The sequence below is a fragment of the Klebsiella sp. V115_8 genome, from assembly GCF_029967715.1.
GTDB lineage: Bacteria > Pseudomonadota > Gammaproteobacteria > Enterobacterales > Enterobacteriaceae > Klebsiella > Klebsiella quasipneumoniae.
In genome coordinates, this window is the sequence record NZ_JASCAR010000036.1 from 1 (window position 1) to 22,711 (window position 22,711).

Annotated in this window: 19 protein-coding genes and 1 riboswitch; of the genes, 9 read left to right on the plus strand and 10 right to left on the minus strand. The window is 62.4% G+C overall.

What is annotated here, in order from left to right; translation table 11 throughout:
* Window positions 1-259 precede the first annotated feature (259 nt).
* The 4 genes from QLG03_RS16510 to QLG03_RS16525 form a co-directional block, all read right to left on the minus strand.
* Window positions 260-1,450: a cytochrome c biogenesis protein CcdA gene (locus QLG03_RS16510; protein ID WP_072413244.1), complete on the minus strand. Its 1,191-nt coding sequence runs from the start codon at window positions 1,448-1,450 to the stop codon at window positions 260-262.
* A gap of 102 nt (window positions 1,451-1,552) precedes the next feature.
* Entirely contained in the window at window positions 1,553-2,896 is a 1,344-nt protein-coding gene (locus QLG03_RS16515) for an ATP-binding protein (protein WP_050534070.1), read from the minus strand.
* Window positions 2,893-3,633 carry a response regulator gene (locus QLG03_RS16520; RefSeq protein ID WP_017900551.1) on the minus strand — a complete coding sequence of 247 codons (741 nt, stop codon included), beginning with the start codon at window positions 3,631-3,633 and terminating at the stop codon, window positions 2,893-2,895. Before QLG03_RS16520 ends, QLG03_RS16515 begins: the two co-directional genes overlap by 4 nt.
* Window positions 3,634-3,719: 86 nt before the next feature.
* Window positions 3,720-4,712 (minus strand): alpha/beta hydrolase, encoded by a 993-nt coding sequence (locus QLG03_RS16525; protein ID WP_023289793.1) that lies wholly within the window; start codon window positions 4,710-4,712, stop codon window positions 3,720-3,722.
* A gap of 242 nt (window positions 4,713-4,954) precedes the next feature.
* Between QLG03_RS16525 and QLG03_RS16530 the strand changes: the two genes are divergently transcribed.
* The 7 genes from QLG03_RS16530 to pqqF all read left to right on the plus strand — a co-directional run bounded on the left by QLG03_RS16530 (window position 4,955) and on the right by pqqF (window position 11,607).
* Entirely contained in the window at window positions 4,955-5,974 is a 1,020-nt protein-coding gene (locus tag QLG03_RS16530) for a dipeptidase (protein ID WP_255987628.1), read from the plus strand.
* 136 nt (window positions 5,975-6,110) lie between these two features.
* The gene (pqqA, locus tag QLG03_RS16535; protein ID WP_002905689.1) at window positions 6,111-6,182 is read left to right on the plus strand and encodes a pyrroloquinoline quinone precursor peptide PqqA; all 72 of its coding nucleotides are present in this window, start codon (window positions 6,111-6,113) and stop codon (window positions 6,180-6,182) included.
* A gap of 54 nt (window positions 6,183-6,236) precedes the next feature.
* Window positions 6,237-7,163 (plus strand): pyrroloquinoline quinone biosynthesis protein PqqB, encoded by a 927-nt coding sequence (gene pqqB / locus QLG03_RS16540; protein ID WP_048297569.1) that lies wholly within the window; start codon window positions 6,237-6,239, stop codon window positions 7,161-7,163.
* Window positions 7,157-7,912 carry a pyrroloquinoline-quinone synthase PqqC gene (pqqC, locus tag QLG03_RS16545; protein WP_023289796.1) on the plus strand — a complete coding sequence of 252 codons (756 nt, stop codon included), beginning with the start codon at window positions 7,157-7,159 and terminating at the stop codon, window positions 7,910-7,912. Before pqqB ends, pqqC begins: the two co-directional genes overlap by 7 nt.
* Before the next feature lie 2 nt (window positions 7,913-7,914).
* On the plus strand, window positions 7,915-8,193 hold the full coding sequence (gene pqqD / locus QLG03_RS16550; RefSeq protein WP_255987630.1) for a pyrroloquinoline quinone biosynthesis peptide chaperone PqqD: 279 nt from the start codon (window positions 7,915-7,917) through the stop codon (window positions 8,191-8,193).
* Complete coding sequence (gene pqqE, locus QLG03_RS16555) at window positions 8,180-9,322, plus strand: pyrroloquinoline quinone biosynthesis protein PqqE (protein ID WP_023289798.1); 1,143 nt, start codon at window positions 8,180-8,182, stop codon at window positions 9,320-9,322. Before pqqD ends, pqqE begins: the two co-directional genes overlap by 14 nt.
* On the plus strand, window positions 9,322-11,607 hold the full coding sequence (pqqF, locus tag QLG03_RS16560) for a pyrroloquinoline quinone biosynthesis protein PqqF (RefSeq protein WP_255987633.1): 2,286 nt from the start codon (window positions 9,322-9,324) through the stop codon (window positions 11,605-11,607). The genes pqqE and pqqF overlap by 1 nt, the downstream gene beginning before the upstream one ends.
* Here pqqF and QLG03_RS16565 read toward each other — a convergent pair.
* From QLG03_RS16565 to QLG03_RS16575, 3 genes are all read right to left on the minus strand, one after another.
* Window positions 11,604-12,341 carry a glutamine amidotransferase gene (locus tag QLG03_RS16565; RefSeq protein ID WP_255987635.1) on the minus strand — a complete coding sequence of 246 codons (738 nt, stop codon included), beginning with the start codon at window positions 12,339-12,341 and terminating at the stop codon, window positions 11,604-11,606. The genes pqqF and QLG03_RS16565 overlap by 4 nt on opposite strands.
* A 109-nt stretch (window positions 12,342-12,450) precedes the next feature.
* On the minus strand, window positions 12,451-14,361 hold the full coding sequence (gene mrdA, locus QLG03_RS16570; RefSeq protein ID WP_032452966.1) for a penicillin-binding protein 2: 1,911 nt from the start codon (window positions 14,359-14,361) through the stop codon (window positions 12,451-12,453).
* A gap of 221 nt (window positions 14,362-14,582) precedes the next feature.
* The gene (locus QLG03_RS16575; protein WP_023289802.1) at window positions 14,583-15,215 is read right to left on the minus strand and encodes a LysE family translocator; all 633 of its coding nucleotides are present in this window, start codon (window positions 15,213-15,215) and stop codon (window positions 14,583-14,585) included.
* A gap of 17 nt (window positions 15,216-15,232) precedes the next feature.
* Window positions 15,233-15,312, minus strand: a riboswitch (ZMP/ZTP riboswitch).
* 343 nt (window positions 15,313-15,655) lie between these two features.
* Between QLG03_RS16575 and katG the strand changes: the two genes are divergently transcribed.
* On the plus strand, window positions 15,656-17,833 hold the full coding sequence (katG, locus tag QLG03_RS16580) for a catalase/peroxidase HPI (protein WP_044523422.1): 2,178 nt from the start codon (window positions 15,656-15,658) through the stop codon (window positions 17,831-17,833).
* Window positions 17,834-17,867: 34 nt separating this feature from the next.
* Here the strand turns inward: katG and zapE are convergent, their stop codons facing one another.
* Together zapE and QLG03_RS16590 are read right to left on the minus strand one after the other, a co-directional pair.
* On the minus strand, window positions 17,868-18,929 hold the full coding sequence (zapE, locus tag QLG03_RS16585) for a cell division protein ZapE (protein WP_255987638.1): 1,062 nt from the start codon (window positions 18,927-18,929) through the stop codon (window positions 17,868-17,870).
* A gap of 96 nt (window positions 18,930-19,025) precedes the next feature.
* Window positions 19,026-19,706 (minus strand): MgtC family protein, encoded by a 681-nt coding sequence (locus tag QLG03_RS16590; RefSeq protein ID WP_048297575.1) that lies wholly within the window; start codon window positions 19,704-19,706, stop codon window positions 19,026-19,028.
* Window positions 19,707-20,296: 590 nt separating this feature from the next.
* Between QLG03_RS16590 and QLG03_RS16595 the strand changes: the two genes are divergently transcribed.
* Complete coding sequence (locus tag QLG03_RS16595) at window positions 20,297-21,703, plus strand: MFS transporter (protein ID WP_255987641.1); 1,407 nt, start codon at window positions 20,297-20,299, stop codon at window positions 21,701-21,703.
* 8 nt (window positions 21,704-21,711) lie between these two features.
* Here the strand turns inward: QLG03_RS16595 and QLG03_RS16600 are convergent, their stop codons facing one another.
* Window positions 21,712-22,593, minus strand: coding sequence for a LysR family transcriptional regulator (locus QLG03_RS16600; RefSeq protein ID WP_102006168.1), 882 nt, complete (start codon window positions 22,591-22,593; stop codon window positions 21,712-21,714).
* Window positions 22,594-22,711: the final 118 nt, after the last annotated feature.

Here is a 22,711-nt window from a genome sequence, read left to right on the forward strand (position 1 = left end):
CTTCCCGTTTCAATGCCCGGTGGCGGCTGCGCCTTACCGGGCCTACATTCTCCCTGCGCACTCCTGTAGGCCGGGCAAGCGTAACGCCGCCCGGCAATGAGCATTCTGCGCCGTTCCCGCTTCGATGCCCGGTGGCGGCTGCGCCTTACCGGGCCTACATTCACCCTGCGCGCTCCTGTAGGCCGGGCAAGCGCAGCGCCGCCCGGCAATGGGCATAAGGGATAAAGGGAACCGTCCGGCAGTCACCGACGTCCGCGGGTCAGGCTTTGCTCTCCTGCAGCAGCTGCTGGATCACCTGCTCCTGGCGGGCATAATCCCCTTCGCCGAAGGCGGTATAGCGCAGTTGCCCACGTGCGTCGAAAATGTAATGCGCCGGCCAGTACTGATTGCCGAAGGCGTTCCAGATGGCGTACTCATTATCCGCCACCACCGGGTAGGTTATCCGCCACGCCTTCACCGCCTCGCGCAGCAGCGGTAGCGAACGCTCCCAGGGATATTCCGGGGTATGGACGCCAATCACCACCAGCCCGGCCGCGCGGTATTTGTTCGCCCAGTCGCGCACGTAAGGCAGGGTATGCTGACAGTTGATGCACTCCCGGGTCCAGAAGTCCACCAGCACCACTTTGCCTTTCAGACGCTCCGGGGTTAACGCCGGGCTATTGAGCCATGCGCTGCCCCCCGCCAGCGAAGGCATCGCGCTGCTGGGCTCGGGCGTCGCAATCGGTTGCAGAACCGTTTTCTGCGTTGGCTGCGGCAGACGGGCGGCCAGCCGCTGCTCCAGCGCCTGACTCCATCCTCCCGCGCTTTGCAAATAGCGGTCGCCGCCGCTGGCGATCAGCGCCACCGAGGCCAGCATCGCTACCCCCGCCAGCCGGCGCAGCCGTTCGCCGAACGCCAGCCCGCGACGCAGACGGGCAATCAACGCCGCGCCGCACCACCCGAGCAGGAATAACATCAGCGCCCCGCCGCCGCCGTAGGCCAACAGCAACCCGCCGGTGGTCGCCTGGCCCGGCTGCACAAAGCCCAGGCTCAGTATCGCCCCCAGTACCGGCCCGGCGCATGGCGCCCACAGCAGACCCACCGCCAGCCCGGCCAGCAGCGAACCGATCCAGCCGCGCTGGCGTGAGCTGGCGTCGTTAAGCTGATTCCCCAGCGCCACCAGGGGTGACGTCAGCCGCTGCGCGACGCGCGGCGAAAGCAGGCTCAGCCCGACAAGGGCGAAGAACGCCAGCGCCAGGCCGCGCCCAGCCAGCGTCAGATTCACGACCCAACCGCTGGCGACCGTCACCAGCCACGACACAGCGCCGAACATCAGCGCCATGCCCGCCAGCATGATCGCCAGTTGCCCCCGGCGGCCCCGGACGCTGGCGAACAGCAGCGGGATCACCGGCAGCGTGCAGGGGCTTAGCAGGGTTAACATCCCGCCCAAAAATGCAATGAATATCGACATCGCCTTCTCCTCATTATGCCATCGCTGCCGAAGGTGGCAGCCACGACATTACAGCAAGGGGATGTAGGGCGGATGTGTCGGGAAAGCGGGAGAATTGTCGGCTTAGTTTTCTATCTGCGCCGGTGATACAGCAGGATACAATCCCTGCGCGGCGAGACGCACGCTGGCATCCAGACCGCCCTGCGGGCGATTGGCCAGGCGCAGCGTGCCGTTCATCTGGCTGACCAGCTGCGCGGCGATCGCCAGCCCCAGGCCGGTGCCGCCGGTATCGCGATTGCGCGAGTCCTCCAGGCGATAAAACGGCTGCAGCACCGCCTGCAGCGACGCCTCAGGGATCCCCGGCCCCTCATCCAGCACATGAATGATGATATCCCCGGCGGCGTCGCGGTTGAGGGCGACCGTTACCGTGGCGCCGAATTTCAGCCCGTTATCGATAAGGTTGGTCATCACCCGGCGCAGGGCCTGCGGTGGGATCCACACCACTCCGGCGCGCGCCTCGGGGCAAAACCGCACCGGCCGGCCGACATCGGCATAATCGCAGGCGATGCTGTCGAGAAAGGCGTCAAGGTTCAGCCGCTGGCGCGCCTCCTCCAGCGGCTGCGAAGTGCGAGCGAAGGCGATACCTTCGCGCACCAGGCGGGTCATATTGTCGAGATCCTGCAGCAGTTTGTCGCGCAGTTCAGGCTGGTCTGCCATCTCCACCCGCAGCTTCATCCGGGTGATCGGGGTTTGCAGATCGTGGGAGATGGCGGCGAGGATCCGCGCCCGCTCCTGCAGATGATCGTGGATGCGGGTCTGCATCGCGTTAAACGCGCGGGCGGCACGGCGCACCTCCTCCGGCCCCTGCTCGGCCATGGTTCCCGCCGTGTCGCTGGCCGGCTCAAGCGCATTCACCGCATGGGTAAAGCGAGTGATGGGCTGCAGTACCTGGCGAACCGCGTACCAGGCGCAGGCCAGCAGGAGGACAAACTGAGCGATCAGCACCACCGGCAGCCAGCGGGCGATGGGCGGTAGTTTCGGCCACAGGTCGAGGGTTAAGGGGGCGCCATCGTGGAGGGTAATATGGGCCTGGATATGCTGCCGCGGACCGGGGATCGCCACAATACTCACCGGATACTGCGCGCTCAACGCCTCCTGCAGGGAGCGCGCCGCGTCCCGGGCGCGCCAGCTGTCCGGATAGTCGCCGCGCTCACCGGCGTCCAGCTGATAGCGGTAGTTGCCGCGCGCCAGCTTCGGCAGCCACTGCGGGCGTTCAGCGGGCGGCAGACGGTCGAGGATCGCCACGCTGGTGGCGACATCCGACGCCAGATTGCCCAGCATCACGCTGCGGGCGCTGCTCATACGCTCATAAAACAGCAGCGACAGGGTTAAGGTATTCGCCAGCAGCAGCGCCAGAAACAGCAGCGCCATCAGCCTCGACTGCAGCGAGGCGGGCCAGAACCTCATTCATGCCTCTCGCGGATGGAGACCGGGACCGACAGCACATAGCCTTCACTACGCACCGTCTTAATGTAGGCCGGCTCGCGGGCATCCTCCCGCAGGCGCTGACGCAGCCGGCTCACCAGCAGGTCGATTGACCGTTCAAACAGTTCGGCGTCGCGTCCCTGGGTCAGATTGAGCAGCTGATCGCGGTTCAGCACCCGCTGGGGGTGGTCGAGAAACACCCGCAGCAGTCGATACTCCGCCCCGCTGAGGGCGACAATCGCCCCGCTGTCGTCCAGCAGATGGCGGGCGGCGGTATCGAGCAGCCAGTCGCCAAATGCGATCAGCCTGCCCGCCTCGGTGATCTGCAGGTTGGGCGGCAGCGCCCGGGTGCGGCGTAAAATGGCTTTGATGCGCGCCAGCAGTTCGCGGGCCACAAAGGGCTTCACCAGATAGTCGTCAGCCCCCATCTCAAGGCCGAGGATCCGGTCGCTGTCGTCGGTGCGGGCGGTGAGCATCAGCACCGGGATATCCTGTTGCGGGTTTGCGCGCAGCTGGCGACAGAGCGTTAAGCCATCCTCCCCCGGCATCATGATATCCAGCACAATCAGGTCGATTTGATGGTTTTTGAGCACCGACCACATGGCTTTGCCGTTCGCCGCGCCGCTGGCGCGGTATCCCGATTTTTCCAGATAGTCGACAATCAGTTCCCGGATGTCGCGGTCGTCATCGACGACCAGGATGTGGTCAATACGCTCCAAAGGCTGCTCCTGCGGCAAAATAGACTCTTCACAAGCATAAGCTGTGTTGCCGGAAGCGCAACGTCGCGCCGCCGGCAAGGCGCGGGTTACAAACGATCGGCGTCCACCACCGCCTGCACAAACGCCGTCGGGTCCTCCTGCGGCGGGTTATGGCCCACCGGCCCCTGCAGATCCCGGTGCTCATATTTACCGGTAAATTTGGCCCGGTAGCTGGCGGGAGCCGGATGCGGCGCGCCGTTATTCGCCCCTTCCAGAGTGATGGTGGGCACCGTAATCGGCGGCAGCGCCGCCAGCCGTTGTTCATAGCTGGCATACTTCGCTTCTCCCTTCTCCAGCCCCAGGCGCCAGCGGTAGTTGCTGATGGTGATCGCCACGTGGTCCGGGTTATCCAGCGCCCGGGCGGTTTTGGCAAAGGTTGCGTCGCTGAATGGCCACTGCGGCGACGCCTGATGCCAGATAAATTTCGCAAAGTCATGGGTGTTCTGCCGGTAACCTGCTTCCCCGCGCGGAGTGGCAAAATAGAACTGATACCACCACGACAGCTCCGCCTGCGGCGGCAGCGGTTTTTCGCCAATCTGCTGACTGCTGATCAGATACCCGCTCACCGAGACCAGGGATTTCACCCGCTGCGGCCACAGCGCGGCGACGATATCCGCCGTGCGCGCCCCCCAGTCAAAGCCGGCCAGATCCGCCTGCCTGATGTTCAGGGCATCCATCAGATGGACAATATCGGCCGCCATCGCCGACGGCTGACCGTTACGCGGCGTGCTGGCGGAGAGGAAACGGGTGGTGCCGTAGCCGCGCAGATACGGCACAATCACCCGGTAGCCCTTCTGCGCTAAAGCTGGCGCCACCTGGGCATAGCTCTGAATATCGTAGGGCCAGCCGTGCAGCAGAATCACCGGCTGGCCGTCGCGCGGGCCGATATCCACGTAGCCAATATTCAGATCGCCGGCGTGGATCTGGTGGATCTTGTCGAACGCCCCCGCGTCTTCAGCGGCGCAAACGGCGGCGGACCACAGGGTGGATAACCCCAGCGCCGCGGCGCTGGTATACCGGATCAGGGATAATCTGTTCATCGCTATGTCACCTTTCATCGTCATCAAGAGAGTACGTAACCAGTTAAGCGGAAATTTGTATCCGCCGTGTGCCCGACCGGGGCCGTTTTTATCTCTTCATGTCAGCGATCCGCCGCGGGATACAGTGTGATACATAATCAATGTTGGCAATTGTTGCTGGCTTGTGAATTTCTGCTTGCCCCCGGGCATAAATCCGCTACCGTGACAGCCATTTTTACCACCTGATAACCCAGGAGCCCGCTGTGGCGATTTTTGATGGTCACAATGACCTGCTGCTGAATCTCTGGCTTCACCATCGCGAGGATCCGGTGAACGCTTTCTTTGCCGGGATAGAGAACGGCCACCTCGATTATCCGCGTATTCGCCAGGGCGGTCTGGCCGGCGGCCTGTTCGCCCTCTTTGTACCGCCGCAGGAGTATATCGCCCGCGTGGCGCCCCAGTACGCCAGTCAGGCGTGGGACCCATTAACGATCCTCTGGCAGCAGCTGACTATCCTCAAGGCGATTTGCGCCCATGACGCCAGCCGCGCGCGGCTGTGCCTGAGCGCGGCGGATATCGAACGCTGCCGTCAGGATAAGGCGCTGGCGATGGTGGCGCACATCGAAGGCGCCGGCGGGTTCGACGCCCAGGGCGAAGATCTGCAGGACTTTTATCGCGCCGGGGTGCGCAGCATAGGTCCGTTCTGGAACATCGCCAATCGCTTCGGCTGCGGGGTCACCGGCGCCTTTCCCGGCAGTCCGGACAGCGGGCCGGGTCTTACCGGCGAGGGCATTGCGCTCATTGCCCAGGCCAACGCCCTGAAGATGCAGATCGATGTTTCGCACATGAATGAACAGGCCTTTTGGGATACCGCCCGTCACTCCACCGCCCCGCTGGTGGCCACCCACTCCAATGCCCACGCCCTGTGCCCGCAGCCGCGCAACCTGACCGATCGGCAACTGCGGGCGATCCGCGACAGCGGCGGCGTGGTGGGCGTTAATTTCGGCAACGCCTTCCTGCGGGCCGACGGACGGCGCGATAGCGACACGCCCTTCGCCACCATCATCCGGCATATCGACTATCTTATTAACATAATGGGTGAGGATCATGTGGCACTTGGTTCGGATTTTGACGGCGTCACCCTGCCGGACGCGCTGGGGGATGTGGCCGGCTTACCGCGGCTTATCAATGCCTTGCGTGACAGCGGCTATGATCAATTGGTGCTGGATAAGCTGCTGTGGCGTAACTGGCTGCGGGTATTAAAAAATGTTTGGCAACAATAGGTTATATTGTAAACATGAAGTTAATTCCTTACAGATTCCGGGTTGATCTCTCTCCCGGTGAAGCGCAATATGCGGCGGCCGTCACAGATCCTGCATTATCCGTGAGGCCTGTCGTCATTTTTAAGAGGAACAAAACATGTGGAAGAAACCTGCTTTTATCGATTTACGTCTCGGTCTGGAAGTGACGCTGTACATTTCTAACCGCTAATCGCCCCGCCCGCCGTTCGCGCGGGCCTCTTTTTTCATTACCCGGTCCGTCTTCATGTTCATTAAAGTCCTCGGTTCCGCCGCCGGCGGCGGTTTCCCGCAATGGAACTGCAACTGCGCCAACTGTCAGGGTCTGCGCGACGGCACGATCCAGGCCAGCGCCCGCACCCAGTCGTCGATCATCGTCAGCGATAACGGTCAAGAGTGGGTGCTGTGCAACGCCTCGCCGGATATCAGCCAGCAGATTGCCCACACGCCCGAGTTAAATAAAACCGGCGTGCTGCGCGGAACGCATATCGGCGGCATTATTCTCACCGACAGCCAGATCGACCACACTACCGGGTTACTCAGCCTGCGCGAAGGCTGCCCGCACCAGGTGTGGTGCACCCCGGAGGTCCATGAGGATCTCTCCACCGGCTTCCCGGTGTTTACCATGCTGCGCCACTGGAACGGCGGCCTGGTGCATCACCCCATCGCGCCGCAGCAGCCTTTTACCGTTGACGCCTGTCCTGATTTGCGGTTTACCGCGGTGCCTATCGCCAGCAACGCGCCGCCCTATTCGCCGTATCGCGACCGGCCGCTGCCGGGCCATAACGTGGCGCTGTTTATCGAAAACCGCCGCAACGGGCAGACGCTGTTCTACGCTCCGGGGCTCGGTGAGCCGGATGAGACCATTCTGCCCTGGCTGCAAAAAGCGGACTGTCTGCTGATCGATGGCACCGTCTGGCAGGATGACGAACTGCAGGCCGCCGGCGTCGGGCGCAATACCGGCCGCGATATGGGCCACCTGGCGCTCGGCGATGAGCACGGGATGATGGCCCTGCTGGCCTCCCTGCCGGCAAAACGCAAAATTCTTATTCATATCAATAACACCAACCCGATCCTTAACGAGCGCTCTCCCCAGCGTCAGGCGCTGACGCAGCAGGGGATTGAAGTGAGCTGGGACGGGATGGCTATCACCCTTCAGGATATCGCATGCTGATCACCGACACGCTGTCGCCGCAGGCCTTTGAAGCGGCCCTGCGGGCTAAAGGCGCCTTCTACCATATTCACCACCCTTACCACATCGCCATGCATAACGGCGACGCGACCCGCGAGCAAATTCAGGGCTGGGTGGCGAACCGGTTTTATTACCAGACCACTATCCCGCTGAAAGACGCGGCGATCATGGCCAACTGCCCGGACGCGCAGACCCGGCGCAAATGGGTGCAGCGGATCCTCGACCACGATGGCAGCCACGGCGAGGACGGCGGGATTGAAGCCTGGCTGCGGCTGGGGGAAGCGGTCGGTCTGAGCCGCGACGATCTGCTCAGCGAGCGCCACGTGCTGCCCGGCGTGCGCTTCGCGGTGGATGCCTATCTTAACTTCGCCCGTCGCGCCTGCTGGCAGGAGGCGGCCTGCAGCTCCCTGACCGAGCTGTTCGCCCCGCAGATCCATCAGTCGCGCCTCGACAGCTGGCCGCAGCACTACCCGTGGATCAAAGAGGAAGGCTATTTTTACTTCCGCAGCCGTCTGAGCCAGGCTAACCGCGACGTGGAGCATGGCCTGGCGCTGGCGAAGGCCTACTGCGACAGCGCTGAAAAACAGAACCGGATGCTGGAGATCCTGCAGTTTAAGCTCGACATTTTATGGTCGATGCTCGACGCCATGACCATGGCCTATGCCCTGCAGCGCCCGCCCTATCATACGGTCACCGACAAGGCGGCCTGGCACACGACCCGACTGGTGTAATCATGCAGAGAATTTCCATCGTTGCCTTTCGTCGCGGCTACCGCCTGCAGTGGGAAGCCGCCCAGGAGAGCCATGTGATCCTCTATCCTGAGGGAATGGCCAAACTCAATGAAACCGCCGCGGCGATCCTCGAGCTGGTGGATGGCCGGCGCGACGTCGCGGCGATTATCGCCATGCTCAACGACCGCTTCCCGGAAGCCGGGGGCGTTGATGACGACGTCATCGAGTTCCTGCAGATAGCCTGTCAACAGAAGTGGATCACCTGCCGTGAGCCAGCGTAAACCCGCCGTCAATCCGCCGCTGTGGCTGCTGGCGGAGCTAACCTATCGCTGCCCGCTGCAGTGCCCCTACTGTTCGAATCCGCTGGACTTCGCCCAACAGGAAAAAGAGCTGACCACCGAACAATGGATCGAGGTCTTTCGCCAGGCGCGGGCGATGGGCAGCGTACAGCTGGGCTTTTCCGGCGGCGAGCCGCTGACCCGTAAAGATCTGCCGGAGCTGATCCGCGCCGCGCGCGACCTCGGGTTTTATACCAACCTGATCACCTCCGGGATAGGGCTGACGGAGAGCAAACTCGACGCCTTCAGCGAGGCCGGTCTGGACCATATCCAGATTAGCTTCCAGGCCAGCGATGAAGTGCTCAACGCCGCGCTGGCCGGCAACAAAAAAGCCTTCCAGCAGAAGCTGGCGATGGCCAGAGCGGTGAAAGCGCGCGACTATCCGATGGTGCTCAACTTCGTTCTGCACCGGCACAACATCGATCAGCTGGATAAAATTATCGCGCTGTGCATTGAGCTGGAAGCGGATGACGTTGAGCTGGCCACCTGCCAGTTCTACGGTTGGGCGTTCCTCAATCGCGAGGGGCTACTGCCGACCCGGGAGCAGATCGCCCGCGCCGAGCAGGTGGTCGCCGACTACCGGCAGAAAATGGCCGCCAGCGGCAACCTCACCAACCTGCTGTTTGTCACCCCGGACTATTACGAAGAGCGGCCGAAAGGCTGCATGGGCGGCTGGGGATCGATTTTCCTCAGCGTCACCCCGGAAGGCACCGCCCTGCCGTGCCACAGCGCGCGCCAGCTGCCGGTTACGTTTCCGTCGGTGCTGGAGCAGAGTCTGGAGTCGATCTGGTATGACTCGTTCGGCTTCAATCGTTACCGCGGGTATGACTGGATGCCGGAGCCGTGCCGCTCCTGTGATGAAAAAGAGAAAGACTTCGGCGGCTGCCGCTGCCAGGCCTTTATGCTGACCGGCAGCGCCGATAACGCCGACCCGGTGTGCAGCAAATCCCCGCATCATCACAAAATCCTCGACGCCCGTCGCGAAGCGGCCTGCAGCGAGATAAAAGTCAGCCAGCTGCAGTTCCGCAACCGGGCCAGCTCGCAGCTGATCTACAAAACCCGGGACCTGTAATGACGCTGGCGACCCGCACCGTCACGCTGCCGGGCGGCCTGCAGGCCACCCTGGTCCATCAGCCGCAGGCCGAACGCGCGGCGGCCCTGGCGCGGGTCGCCGTCGGCAGCCACCACGAACCCTCGCGCTTCCCCGGGCTGGCGCACCTGCTGGAACACCTGTTGTTTTACGGCGGTGAGCGCTACCGGGATGATGACCGGCTGATGGGCTGGGTGCAGCGCCAGGGCGGAAGCGTGAATGCCACCACCCTGGCCCGCCATAGCGCGTTCTTTTTCGAGGTCGCCGCCGATGGTCTGGCTGACGGTGTCGCGCGTCTACAGGAGATGCTGCAGGCGCCGCGGCTGCTCAGGGAAGATATTCAGCGCGAAGTGGCGGTGATTGACGCCGAGTACCGCCTTATCCAGCAGCATGAGCCGTCGCGCCGGGAAGCCGCCGTGCGTCACGCCGCCAGCGCGCCCGCGGCGTTTCGCCGCTTTCAGGTAGGCAGCGCCGACGCGCTGGCGGGCGATCTCCCTGCGCTGCAGACGGCCTTACGCGATTTTCACCACACCCATTACGTCGCCCGGCGGATGCAGCTCTGGCTGCAGGGGCCGCAGTCGCTGGAGGCGCTCGGCGAGCTGGCGGTCCGTTTCGCCGCCGGGCTTGCCGCAGGCGAGGCTCCGCCGCTGGCGCCGCCGCTGCGCCTGGACGAGACCACTGAACTGCAGCTGGCGGTCGACGCCCGGCCCGCCCTGTGGCGCTGTCCGCTGATCGCCTTAAGTGACAACGTCACCTTACTGCGCGAGTTTTTGCTCGATGAAGCCCCCGGCAGCCTGATGGCCGGGCTGCGCCAGCGTGGTCAGGCGCAAGAGGTAGCGCTGAACTGGCTGTATCAGGATCGGCACCTCGGCTGGCTGGCGCTGGTCTTCGCCAGCGACCAGCCGGAACAGGTCGACCGGCAGATAACCCACTGGCTGCAGACGCTACAGCGGACGACGCCAGACCAGCAGCAACACTACTATCAGCTGTCCCGGCGCCGTTTTCAGGCGCTGTCGCCCCTCGATCAGCTGCGCCAGCGGGCATTCGGCTTTGCCCCCGGCGCGCCGCCCGTCGGGTTCGCCGATTTTTGCGCCGCCCTGCAGGCCGCCCCTACTGTCAGCCTGGCCTGCCAGACCCTTTCCCCAGGGGAGCCTGTTGCCACCCAGGGCTTTAGCCTGCCGCTCAGCCGCTGGCGCCGCCGCCCGGTCACTGCCCCGGCGCTGAAATTCGCTTTTTATCCGCAAGCCGCTGGCGGCCTCGTGGCCGAAAGTCCGGCACAAGCCGCGCCGCTGCTCCACCTCCCGTTACCGGGAGAGCCGCCGAGGCTCCTGCTCCGACCGCCCTTCTCCTGCTCGCCCACTCAGGCCGAGGGGCTGGCGCGCGGGGAACAGCTGCGCCCGCTGCTCGCCGCGCTGCGCCACGCCGGGGGCCACGGCGAGTGGCATCGCGTCGACGGCAGCTGGCAGCTGCTCCTGCAGTTGCCAGCTGCCGGCCGGCGGCCGGAGGCTATTCTGCAGGCCATCGTGCGGCAGCTCGCGCTCCCGGCCGACCCGCTGACCCCGCCGCCGGAGAGTATTGCTATCCGTCATCTCATGGCCCAGCTCCCCGAACGGTTGGTCACATCAGAGCATCAGGCAGGTTGGCTGGCGGCCCTGGCCGGCGGCAGCGCGGAGGATGCGCGGTGGGTCGCGCGCCAGCTGAGCCTGCTTACCGTCCCGGTCAACCCGCCGGGCAGCCTCCCCGGCCCCTGCCGGCGCGGCGTCGAACGGCTGGCTTTCCCCGGGGGCGATACGGCGCTGCTGGTCTTTATTCCGCTGCCGGATGGCGCCTCGCTGGCGGCTCTGCGGGTGCTGGCGCAGCGCTGCGAACCGCTCTTCTTCCAGCGCCTGCGGGTAGAGCAGCAGATTGGCTATGTGGTGAGCTGTCGCTATCAGCGCGTCGCCGATCGCGACGGGCTGCTGATGGCGCTCCAGTCCCCGGATCGCCGCGCCGTGGAACTGCTGCGCTGTTGCAAAACCTTTCTGCGCCAGCTGCCGCCGCTGGATGAGGCGGCCTTCAGGCCGCTACAGCAGCGCCTGGCCGCACAGGTCCGCGCCCGGACGCCGCCCGAGGCGCAGGCGCTGGCCGCCCTGCGTCAGAAGTATGCTTTACCGGAGCTGACGGCGCAGGCGGCTGACGCGCTGCGCGTCGAAGCGGTCGTCGACCTGGCCCACGAGATGTCCCGCCGGCGTCGCCGCTGGCGGGTGCTATTCACTGCAGGGGATTAATGGCCGGGTGCATCAGGGGGCAGAAAGGCGCTGACGAAGCGCGTGAGGATTGCCGCGGCCTGCGGGCTCTCCTGCACCTCATCGTATAACCGCTGCGGGTCGATGCCCTCTGCCTGCAGCACCGCCTCCCGGTAGCGGATCAGCGCGCGGGCAATCGGCGCGGTGAATTCCGGGTGAAACTGCGTGGAGACCGCGTGCGGCCCGTAGCGCACGATCTGGTGGGGGTCGTGTGCGGACGCGGCCAGCACCGTGGCCCCCTCCGGCAGGCGGGTAATGGTTTGCATATGGCTCAGATGCGCGGGAAAGGCGGCCGGCAGGTCCCGGAGCAGCGGGTCGTCGACACCCCACGGCGATAGCGAAACGGTTTGGCTGCCGCTTTCCCGTCCGGCTGGATGATACGCCACCTCGCCACCCAGGGCATGAGCCATCAGCTGATGGCCATAGCAAACGCCGAACAGCGGCATGCCGATAGCCACCGCCTGACGGATCCAGTCGGCGGTCCGTTCGCTCCACGCCAGGCGGTCGGAAACCATCGCCCAGGAGCCGGTCAGCACCGCCACCGTCTGGCGATCCGGCGCCGGCAGCGGCTCTTCCTCAAACACCCGTACCGCGGTGAGCTGCGCCTGCCATGGCGCCAGCAGCGTGCGGAACCAGCGCGGCAGATCGCCATGCTCCTCGCGGATGGCTGCCGGGGGCGTCCCGGTCTGAACCAGCAATAATCGCTTACGTGTCACCCTTCCTCCTCACTCGTCATGTTCCTTAAAAATACTATGCCGCCGGGAAGATAAGGGGACAAATAACCAATTTCTATGAACGATGCGCCTGCGGAATAAGTCCTGCCGCTTACTGGGCGTCCGCGCTCTCCCGCTGCGGCACGTCGGCGGCCGCCGCCGGCGCCTGCTGCGGGACAAAAATATGGTCCAGGATGGCGCGCGCCGTCGGTCCGGCCACCACCCCGTCCCCGCCGCCGTTCTCCAGGATCAGCGCCATCGCCACCTTCGGATGCTGATAAGGGGCAAACAGGGTATAGAAAATGTGGTCGCGCAGACGCACCGGGATCATTTTGGCGTTATAGGTCTGGTTTTGCTTCAGACTGAACACCTGCGAGGTCCCGGACTTTGCCGCAATCTGATACGGCGCGGTGTGGAACAGTTTGTAGCCGGTGCCGTTGGGCAGATTAGCCATCCCATACATGCCGTTGCGCACAATGCCCCAGTACGGGGATTTCGGATCGCCGACCTGCGGCAGGTTCGCCGGCTGCTGATAACGTTCCACATGATTGCCCTGCTTCATCGAATAGAGCAGATGCGGATCCTGCACCTTACCGTTGTTCAGCAGCGTGGTGAGCGCTTTCACCATCTGGATGGGAGTGGCGATCCAGTATCCCTGGCCGATGCCGACGGAGATGGTATCCCCCTGATACCAGGGCTTTTTATGCACCCGCTGCTTCCACGCCCGGCTCGGCAGCACCCCGGCATACTCCTCATTGAGATCGATGCCGGTAGACTGGCCGTAGCCGAACTTGCTCAGCCACTCATGGATCCGGTCGATACCCATCTCGAAGGCAACCTGGTAGAAAAAGGTGTCTGCGGACTCTTCAATGGCTTTGGTGACGTTGAGCATGCCGTGGCCGGTTTTCAGCCAGTCGCGATAGCGGCGTTGCGTGCCCGGCAGCGTCCACGTCGGCGCCCCGAAGAAGGTGGTATTCGGCGTGATCACGCCCGCGGAGAGCGCCGAGAGCGCCATATAGGGCTTCACCGTCGAGGCCGGGGGATACAGCCCCTGGGTGACACGGTTGATTAACGGTCGGTCGGGGTTATCCAGCAGCGATTTATAGGCCTGATAGCCGATGCCTTTGACGAACGGGTTAGGATCGTAGCTGGGGCTGGAGACCATCGCCAGTACCCCGCCATCGCGGGGATCGACCACCACCACCGCCGCGCGCTGCCCCTTCAGCACCGACTCGATATACTGCTGCAGGTGCAGGTCAAGGGTCAGATAGAGGTTTTTCCCGGCCACCGGCGGTACCTCTTTCAGCAGACGTACCACCCGGCCGTGGTTATCCACCTCCACCTCCTGGTAGCCGGTGGTGCCGTGGAGCGCTTTTTCGTAATAGCCTTCGATTCCCTGCTTGCCAATATTGTGGTCGGCAGCATAGTTCTCCTCTTCACCGTCTTTCGCCAGCCGCTGCAGGTCGCTGTCGTTGATTTTCGACACATAGCCCACCACGTGCGCCAGCTCTGCGCCGTAGGGGTATTCACGCTGCTGGTAGCTCTCCACCGTCACCCCGGGGAAACGGAATTCGTTGACCGCGAAGCGGGCCACCTCCACGTCGCTGAGGTCGGACTTGAGGGTAACCGCTTTATAGCGGCTGCTGTGGTGCATATCGTCGCGGAAACTGGCGATGTCGTCCGGCGTCAGGTCGACAATCGGCGTCAGGCTTTGCAGCAGCGCGGCCATATCGGGAATTTTGCTCGGGATCACCTGCAGGCGATACAGGGTAATATTCTGCACCAGCGGAATGCCGTTGCGATCGAATATCAGCCCGCGGCTGGGGGCGATGGGCAGCATTTTGATATCGTTTTGGTTGGAGCGGGTCTGGTAGAAATCGTGCTGCTCCACCTGCAGATGGTAGAGGTTGAAAATCAGCACGCCAAAGCAGACCACCACCAGCAGAAAGGCGATTGCGGCCCGGCGGATAAACAGCATCTCTTCCGCGGAGTGGTCGCGAATTTCATCTCTCAAAAGGGGCATTAGCGGTACATCACCTGGATCACGGGAAAAACCAACGGCGTAACGGCCGGGAAGCATAGCCTTATCGCGGCGTTAGCCCTACTGAAAGGTTGCTAATGATCTGGCAGAAATGTTTCAGCATGTTAGAGCGTGGAGAGCCTTTCCCTGTGGGAGAAAGGCATCAGGGCGCGAGGTTGGCCAGCGACAGGTCTCGCTGGCTCCCCTTTCCCCGGTAAACCCGGTTATTTTCTGGCCTCAAAAGCGATCTTAACCGCCATCCCGGCCAGTACCGTCGCCATCAGCCAGCGTTGAAATTGTTGCCAGCCCGGCCGCCGACCAAGAAAAAGCGCCACCTGCCCGGCCAGCAAGATAATCAGGCCGTTCACCGCCACGCTGATTAATACCTGGGTACAGCCTAATATTAACGACTGGCTGAGCACGCTGCCGAGTCCGGGGGTGATAAATTGCGGCAGCAGGGACAAATACAGGATGGCAACTTTGGGGTTCGCCAGGCTGGTGATAAATCCCATCAGAAACAGCTTACGCCCACTGTCCGCGGGTAAGTCGCGCACCGCGAATATCGGCCGCCCTCCCGGTTTAATCGCCTGCCACGCCAGATAGAGCAAATAAGCGACCCCGCACAAACGCAATGCATCGTAGGCGTAAGGGACCGCGAAAACCAACGCGGTAATGCCGAAAGCGGCACACAACATATAGAAGAAAAAACCCACGGCCACCCCGGCAAGGGAGATAAAGCCAGCGCGTTTTCCCTGGCAAATCGAACGCGAAGTGAGATACATCATATTGGGGCCAGGGGTTAACACTAACCCCAGCGCCACCGCGGCAAAGGCCATTAAAGAAGCTAATTCAGGCATAACTTATCTCCAGATAGCGGTAATGCCCAGGCGCGCGGCGACGTTGACCATGCTCCCCAACAGTATTCTGTCTTTAGCGCCAGTCACATGGTGTCTAAGTATTAGCTTATTCTGTGTCTGCCAACAACCCCTGCGTCGGGCATTCGTTACGCTCGCGCAGCGGAAAACCCTCATCCTTTTCTCATAGTAAAATTGTCATATCTCAAACAATTAGCATTCCTTCTACCCGTTTGACACAGATCGTTTCCTTTGCCGTCTCGTTACGACTATGGTTAATGATGAGGTTTATTTTTTATCCCTGGATCCGCCAGGGCATATAAGAGGGTGTTTCGCCCTTCGTTGAACGGAATTAGCTATTAAATCCGTAGACTCATTCAAATATCGCTTATTGGTAGCAGTGTATATCGTAACGGCATTCACAAAAGCAAACGGAGCCTGATATGAGCACGTCTAACGACCCATCCAACAACGCATCCGCCGGAAAGTGCCCTTTCCACGCCGAGACGCCCAAGCAGAGCGCCGGCAGCGGCACCGGCAACCGCGACTGGTGGCCTAACCAGCTGCGTGTCGATCTGCTGAACCAGCACTCCAGTCGTTCCAACCCGTTGGGTGAGGATTTTAACTACAGGGAAGAGTTTAAAAAGCTCGATTACTCCGCGCTGAAGGCTGACCTCAGAGCGCTGCTGACCGATTCGCAAGAGTGGTGGCCGGCAGACTGGGGCAGCTATATCGGTCTGTTTATTCGTATGGCCTGGCACGGCGCTGGCACCTACCGCACCGTTGACGGTCGCGGTGGCGCGGGTCGTGGACAGCAGCGCTTTGCGCCGCTGAACTCCTGGCCTGATAACGTCAGCCTCGATAAGGCCCGCCGTCTGCTGTGGCCGGTGAAACAGAAATATGGCCAGAAAATCTCCTGGGCCGACCTTTACATGCTGGCGGGTAACGTGGCGCTGGAAAACGCCGGCTTCCGCACCTTTGGCTTCGGCGCCGGCCGTGAAGATGTCTGGGAACCGGATCTGGACGTCGACTGGGGCGATGAGAAAGAGTGGCTGGCCCACCGTCACCCGGAAAGCCTGGCGAAACAGGCCATCGGCGCCACCGAAATGGGGCTGATCTACGTTAACCCGGAAGGCCCTAACGCCAGCGGCGAGCCGCTGTCCGCCGCGGCGGCCATTCGCGCCACCTTCGGCAATATGGCGATGGACGATGAAGAGATTGTCGCGCTGATCGCCGGCGGCCACACCCTGGGTAAAACCCACGGCGCAGCCGAGACCAGCCACGTCGGCGCCGAGCCGGAAGCCGCCCCGCTGGAAGCCCAGGGTCTGGGCTGGCACTCCAGCTACGGCAGCGGCGCAGGCGCGGATGCCATCACCTCCGGTCTGGAAGTGGTCTGGACGCAGACGCCTACCCAGTGGAGCAACTACTTTTTCGAGAACCTGTTCAAATACGAATGGGTGCAGACCCGCAGCCCGGCGGGCGCTATCCAGTTCGAAGCCAAAGACGCGCCGGAAATTATCCCGGATCCGTTTAACCCGGGTAAAAAGCGCAAACCGACCATGCTGGTCACCGACCTGACCCTGCGCTTCGACCCGGAGTTTGAGAAGATCTCCCGTCGCTTCCTCAACGATCCGCAGGCCTTTAACGAGGCGTTCGCCCGGGCGTGGTTCAAACTGACCCACCGCGATATGGGGCCGAAATCCCGTTACCTCGGGCCGGAAGTGCCGAAAGAAGATCTCATTTGGCAGGATCCGCTGCCGGCGGCGACCCATCAGCCGAGCGCGGACGACATCGCCAGCCTGAAAACCGCCATCGCTGGCGCCGGCCTGTCGGTGAGTGAGCTGGTGTCGGTCGCCTGGGCCTCCGCCTCCACCTTCCGCGGCGGTGATAAGCGCGGCGGCGCCAACGGCGCGCGTCTGGCGCTGGCCCCGCAGAAAGACTGGCCGGTCAATGCTATCGCCAGTCGGGTGCTGCCGACCCTGCAGGCGATCCAGCGCGCCTCCGGCAAAGCGTCACTGGCCGATATCATCGTGCTGGCTGGCGTGGTCGGCGTGGAGCAGGCGGCGGCGGCGGCCGGCGTCAGCGTCAACGTGCCGTTTACTCCAGGCCGCGTCGACGCCCTGCCTGAGCAGACCGACGTCGAGTCGTTTGACCTGCTGCAGCCGCTGGCGGATGGCTTCCGCAACTACCGTCGTATCGAGGGCGGTGTGTCGACGGAAACGCTGCTGATCGATAAAGCGCAGCAGCTGACCTTAACCGCTCCGGAGATGACGGTTCTGGTGGGTGGACTGCGCGTGCTGGGCGCCAACTACGACGGCAGCAAACACGGGGTGTTTACCGACCGCGTCGGCGTGCTCAGCAATGACTTCTTCGTCAACCTGCTGGATATGGCCACCGTCTGGAAAGCGGCCGATGATCGGGCGGAGCTGTTTACCGGCAGCGACCGTAAAACCGGCGAAGCGAAGTACAGCGCCACCCGCGTGGATCTGGTGTTTGGCTCCAACTCGGTCCTGCGCGCGCTGGCGGAAGTCTACGCCTGCGCCGACGGGCAGCAGAAGCTGGTGCATGACTTTGTCGCCGCCTGGACCAAGGTCATGAACCTCGACCGTTTCGACCTGTGATCCCCTCGCCCCGGCACCCGCCGGGGCGTTTTTTTTATACCGCCCGCGGCAGCTGTTGCAGGCGGCTCCGCGTTCGCTGAATATCCTCCAGTTCCACCCCGGCCACCAGCGTCTCCAGGTCGCAGCGGGTCACCAGCAGCAGGCGGATCTGCTTTTCATACAGCACATCAATCACGTTGATAACGCGCTGCTGGGCCGCCGGCCCTACCGTGGCCAGCGGCGGCACCTCGTCCAGCAACCAGACGGCATAACGTTCGCTGAGCGCCAGATAGTCCATCACCGCCGTGGCGGCCTGGCAGAGTTGGGCAAAAGAGAAATGGAGCAAGTCGGGTGACGCCGCGGCCGCCTGCAGCGTGCGATAGCCTACCGCCAGCGGAACCGGTTCGGCAGGCAGCGAGGGCAGATCGTACAGCTGACGCTGTTGTTCGCTCGGGTTAACCCATAGCCGCCCGCTGCAGAAGGCGTTATCCTGGCTCAGGTGCCGTTCGCGATAATCCTCCTCGCCGTTAAGCGCGACGACCGCCAGGTGGGCGCGGATCAGCGCGATCGACGGTAAAAAGCGATCGTGATACAGCGGATTAGGCAGCAGCATCTCCGGCGGGTAGTTAGAGGTTGCCAGCAGCACGATGCCCCGTTGAAAAAGGTGTTCCAGCAGCGCCTTTATCAGCATGGCGTCGCCGGGGTCATGAAGATGAAATTCGTCAAAGCACAGCAGGCGGCAGCCGGAGGTCATCTGCATCATCACCGCCTGCAGGCCGGGCGCGCCGGGGGCATTCAGCCGCTGATGCAGTTCGCGGAAGAAGTGATGAAAATGGACCCGACGCCTGGCGGCGAGCGGCAGGCTGGCAAAAAAGTGGTCGAGAATAAAGCTTTTCCCTCGCCCGGTGCGTCCCCAAACGTACAGTCCCTGCGGCGTGCCGGGCGCGGACAACAGCTGCTGACCCAGGGCGTCGAGGCGGGCGATGAGCGACAGCTGATCGTCGTCCAGCGTCAGACGGGCACGCGCCGCCTGCTCGGCCATCACGCGGGTAAAGCGAAAATCAGCCGTCGTCATAGTCTGGGCAGATTCCGACGACACACATCCATTATTTAACATTCTTATAACCTCCGGCAGGAGGCCATTCTAGCCGCTTTCCCGCGGGTTGGCGAATCGCGCGGCGAGCGGCCATGTCTTCTGCCCCGCCGCCTGTCTCTACGCTTCTCCGACGCGCCAGTGTACCGAGGTGACATTCTGCTGGCCGGCCACCTGCGCCATAATCTGCGCCAGCGTTTTGTGATGCTGCTTATGGCTAATCAGCTCCGCGCAAATCTCCCGCTGATCCGCCGTATCTGCCGCCGCCGACTGCAGCCCCTGCAGGGTGAACCTTTGCTGCTGAGCAATATTCAGCAGCAGCTGACGCACGGCCTTTTCATGCTCGCGTAAACAGGTGACGCGCAAGATATAGCGTTTCTCTTCGTCTCCGGCGCCCGGCAAGGCATGAATGCGCTGCGCCGCTTCGCGGAGCAGGATATTAGCGCACAGAATAATCAGCGTCGCCGCCGTCGCGTTCCAGAACTGTCCCAGGCCGCAGAGGACACCGATACCGGCCGAGCACCACAGGGTGGCGGCGGTATTGAGGCCGCGAACGTTCATGCCATCGCGCATAATCACTCCCGCCCCAAGGAAGCCGATACCGGAGACGATCTGCGCCGCAATGCGCCCGGGGCTGTCCGGCGACGCCGACATCGCGCTAAGAATAAACACCGCCGCGCCGGTGGCCACCAGCGCATTGGTCCGCAAGCCGGCCATACGTTGCCGCCACTGTCTTTCCGCGCCGATCAGCGCTCCCAGCAGCATCGCCGCGAGTAAATGTGTCATATAAGGAAATACCATCGCGCCTTCCTCCAGATAACTGAAAGCCAAAAATTATTGATGTCGCGCTCAGCCGCGCCGGGCAATTAGCGGGCGGGTGATGGTGGAGGAAATAAGCTGGTGGGAAACAGAAACATAACGGTGCCTCTCGCGTACGGTCGCGAATCACTACATTAAGGGAGGCAATCCGGTAATCAAAGATTGCTGCCCGCCGGTTCGGCAAGCAGCGAAAACAGTCGCGTTAGCTTGCCGGAGAATAACAATAAGGATGACTGTCCAACGCATGACTCCTGTATGAAAGTGGGCACATTATAGCCCGGCGTAATAGCGGGTAAAGCGGGAAAACGCCGCCGGTGAGGATTCGTTTACTCTGTCTGGCCCGGGCCCTGGGCAGCGCGACAACGCCAGGCGGGGAACATTGCCGCCCACGGTGATTTACTTCAATTCTTCCCCTGGCGTGCGGCGAAAAGCAGCATGAATCTCAACTTTCCTCCTGTACGGCGCGATCTTGCGCTAAAGATTGCCGTTAACGCTGAAGATTAAAAATTTAAAACTATTAACAATCACTTAACATTAGCAGGCAAACCATTCTTCCTGAGGAACACAACACCATGTCTACTACCCAGGTTCTCGGCGAAACGCCCTATGCTTCGCCAGGACAACCGCACGCCACCTTAACCGGACGCATTGACGCGTTGCCCGCCTCCTTCGGGTTATGGTCGTTTATCACCCTGCTCTCTCTCGGCGGCTTCTTCGAGCTCTACGACTTGTTCCAGACCGGGTACATCAGCGCGGGCCTGCTGGCGGAGGGTATTTTCCACACCGGCGCGGAGGGGATCTTTGGCATCGCCGATCAGGCGGCCTTTGCCTCCGCCACCTTTATGGGGCTGTTTATCGGCGCGAGCCTGCTGGCGCCGCTGGCGGACAAGCTGGGACGCCGGCTGACCTTTATGGTGGCGCTCGCCTGGTACGGCTTTTTCTCGCTGCTGATGGCGACCCAGAGCAGCGCGGAAGGGGTGATCTTCTTCCGCTTTCTGGTAGGGATCGGCCTCGGCATTGAGCTGGTGACCATTGACACTTACCTCAGCGAATGGGTCCCTACCCACCTGCGCAATAAAGCCTTCGCCTTTGCCTTCTTTATCCAGTTTCTGTCGGTTCCGGCGGTGGCGCTGATGTCCTGGATATTGGTGCCAACCACCCTCTTCGGCCTCAGCGGCTGGCGCTGGGTGATCATCTTCGGCGCGCTGTTCTCGCTGGCGATCTGGTTTATCCGCAAAAAACTGCCGGAGTCAGCCCGCTGGCTGGAAACCAAAGGGCGGCATGATGAGGCGCATGCGGTGATGTGCGCGATGGAAGCCCGCTGCGGCCTGACGCCGTCGCCGAAGCATGCGCAGGCGGCGGAGAGCGTCGTCAAACGCGGCACCTTCCGCGAAATCTGGGCGCCGCAGTATCGGCAGCGCACCCTGATGCTGATGGTGATGAATTTCTTCCAGGCGATCGGTTTCTTCGGCTTTGGCAACTGGCTGCCGGCATTGCTCTCCGGCCAGGGCGCCAGCATTACCCACAGTCTGCTGTACGCCTTCTTTATCACCCTCGCCTATCCGCTGGGCTGCCTGTTCTGCACCCGCTTCGTGCATCGCTTTGAGAACAAGTGGCAGATCGTCCTCTCCGCGCTGATGACCGTCATCTTCGGCACCCTGTTTGCCCTGCAGAACAGTCCGGTTCTGCTGGTGATCTGCGGGTTTATGATCACCTGGTCCAACGCCTGGCTGACCATCAGCTACCACGCCTACCAGGCCGAGGTCTTCCCGACCCATATTCGCGCCCGCGCCGTCGGCTTCTGCTACTCGTTCAGCCGGCTCTCGACCGCGGTGACCAGCATCCTGATCGGCATTATTCTGCAATATGGCGGTACGCCGGGGGTGATTAGCTTTATCGTCGTCAGTATGCTGATGGTGATGCTGTCGGTGGGGATCTTCGGCCCGAGAACCCGGGGCATTCGACTGGAGAATATCTGAGGCTGGCCTCAGCCAAAAATCCCCTGCGCCTCGGCGAAGCATTTTTCCGCCAGGGTCGAGACCGGCTCCTGCTGGCGCATAATCAGCGCCAGCTGCGAATCGACCTGGCTTTCGACGATGGGCAGGATATCAAGATTGTCGCTGAGGGCTTCCAGGCCGTTGTTGAGCGGCATGATGGCGCAGCAGATCCCCGCCTGCACCGCCTGGATTATCTGAAACGTCGAATCGCTTTCAAAGACAGACTTCGGCGTTAGCCCTTTGGCCTTAAAGCTGATTTCAATGGATTCCCGGTAGTACATTCCCTTGGTCAGAAAGCCAAGGGGCAGCGTCGCCAGCCTATCCCACCCCGGCGTCCCGTCGCTGAAGTCGAAATGGCGTTTATCGTGCAACAGTCCCATCCGGGTTTGCGGCAGCCGGGCGATCTTAAACAGACGTTCATCCAGATGCTGCAGGTAACAGATCCCCAGGTCCAGCTGGTTGCGGCTGACGCCATCGATAATCTGCTCCGAGGTCATTGACAGCAGGCTGAACTGCAGCGCCGGGTATTTCTCCGCGAGAGGTTTAATCAGCTGCATCGGGTTGAGGCTCGCCAGCGGCACCATGCCAACCCGCAGCTGACCGACCATCTGTCCGCGACAAATGGCCGCCTCCGCCGCCAGACCGTCATGGGCGGCAAGCACCGCCCGCGCCCAGGCCAGGATCCGCTCCCCCTCCGGGGTAAAACCCTCGAAGCGCTGGCCGCGCTGGATAAGGGTCAGGTTCAGCTCCTCTTCCAGATTACGAATGCGCATGGAGAGGGTCGGCTGGGTAATATGGCAGGCTGCCGCCGCCTGGCCAAAATGGCGCGTCTGATCGAGCGCGATCAAATACTTGAGTTGCTTAATGTCCATTCTTTTTCCCGTTTGAACCCCGCCGTTCACCCCCGGGGCCGCGCACAGGTTACCAGAATGTTAGTTTCATAACCGATAAATTCAAGCGAGGAGACGAGGGGGCGACGGGCGCAGGACG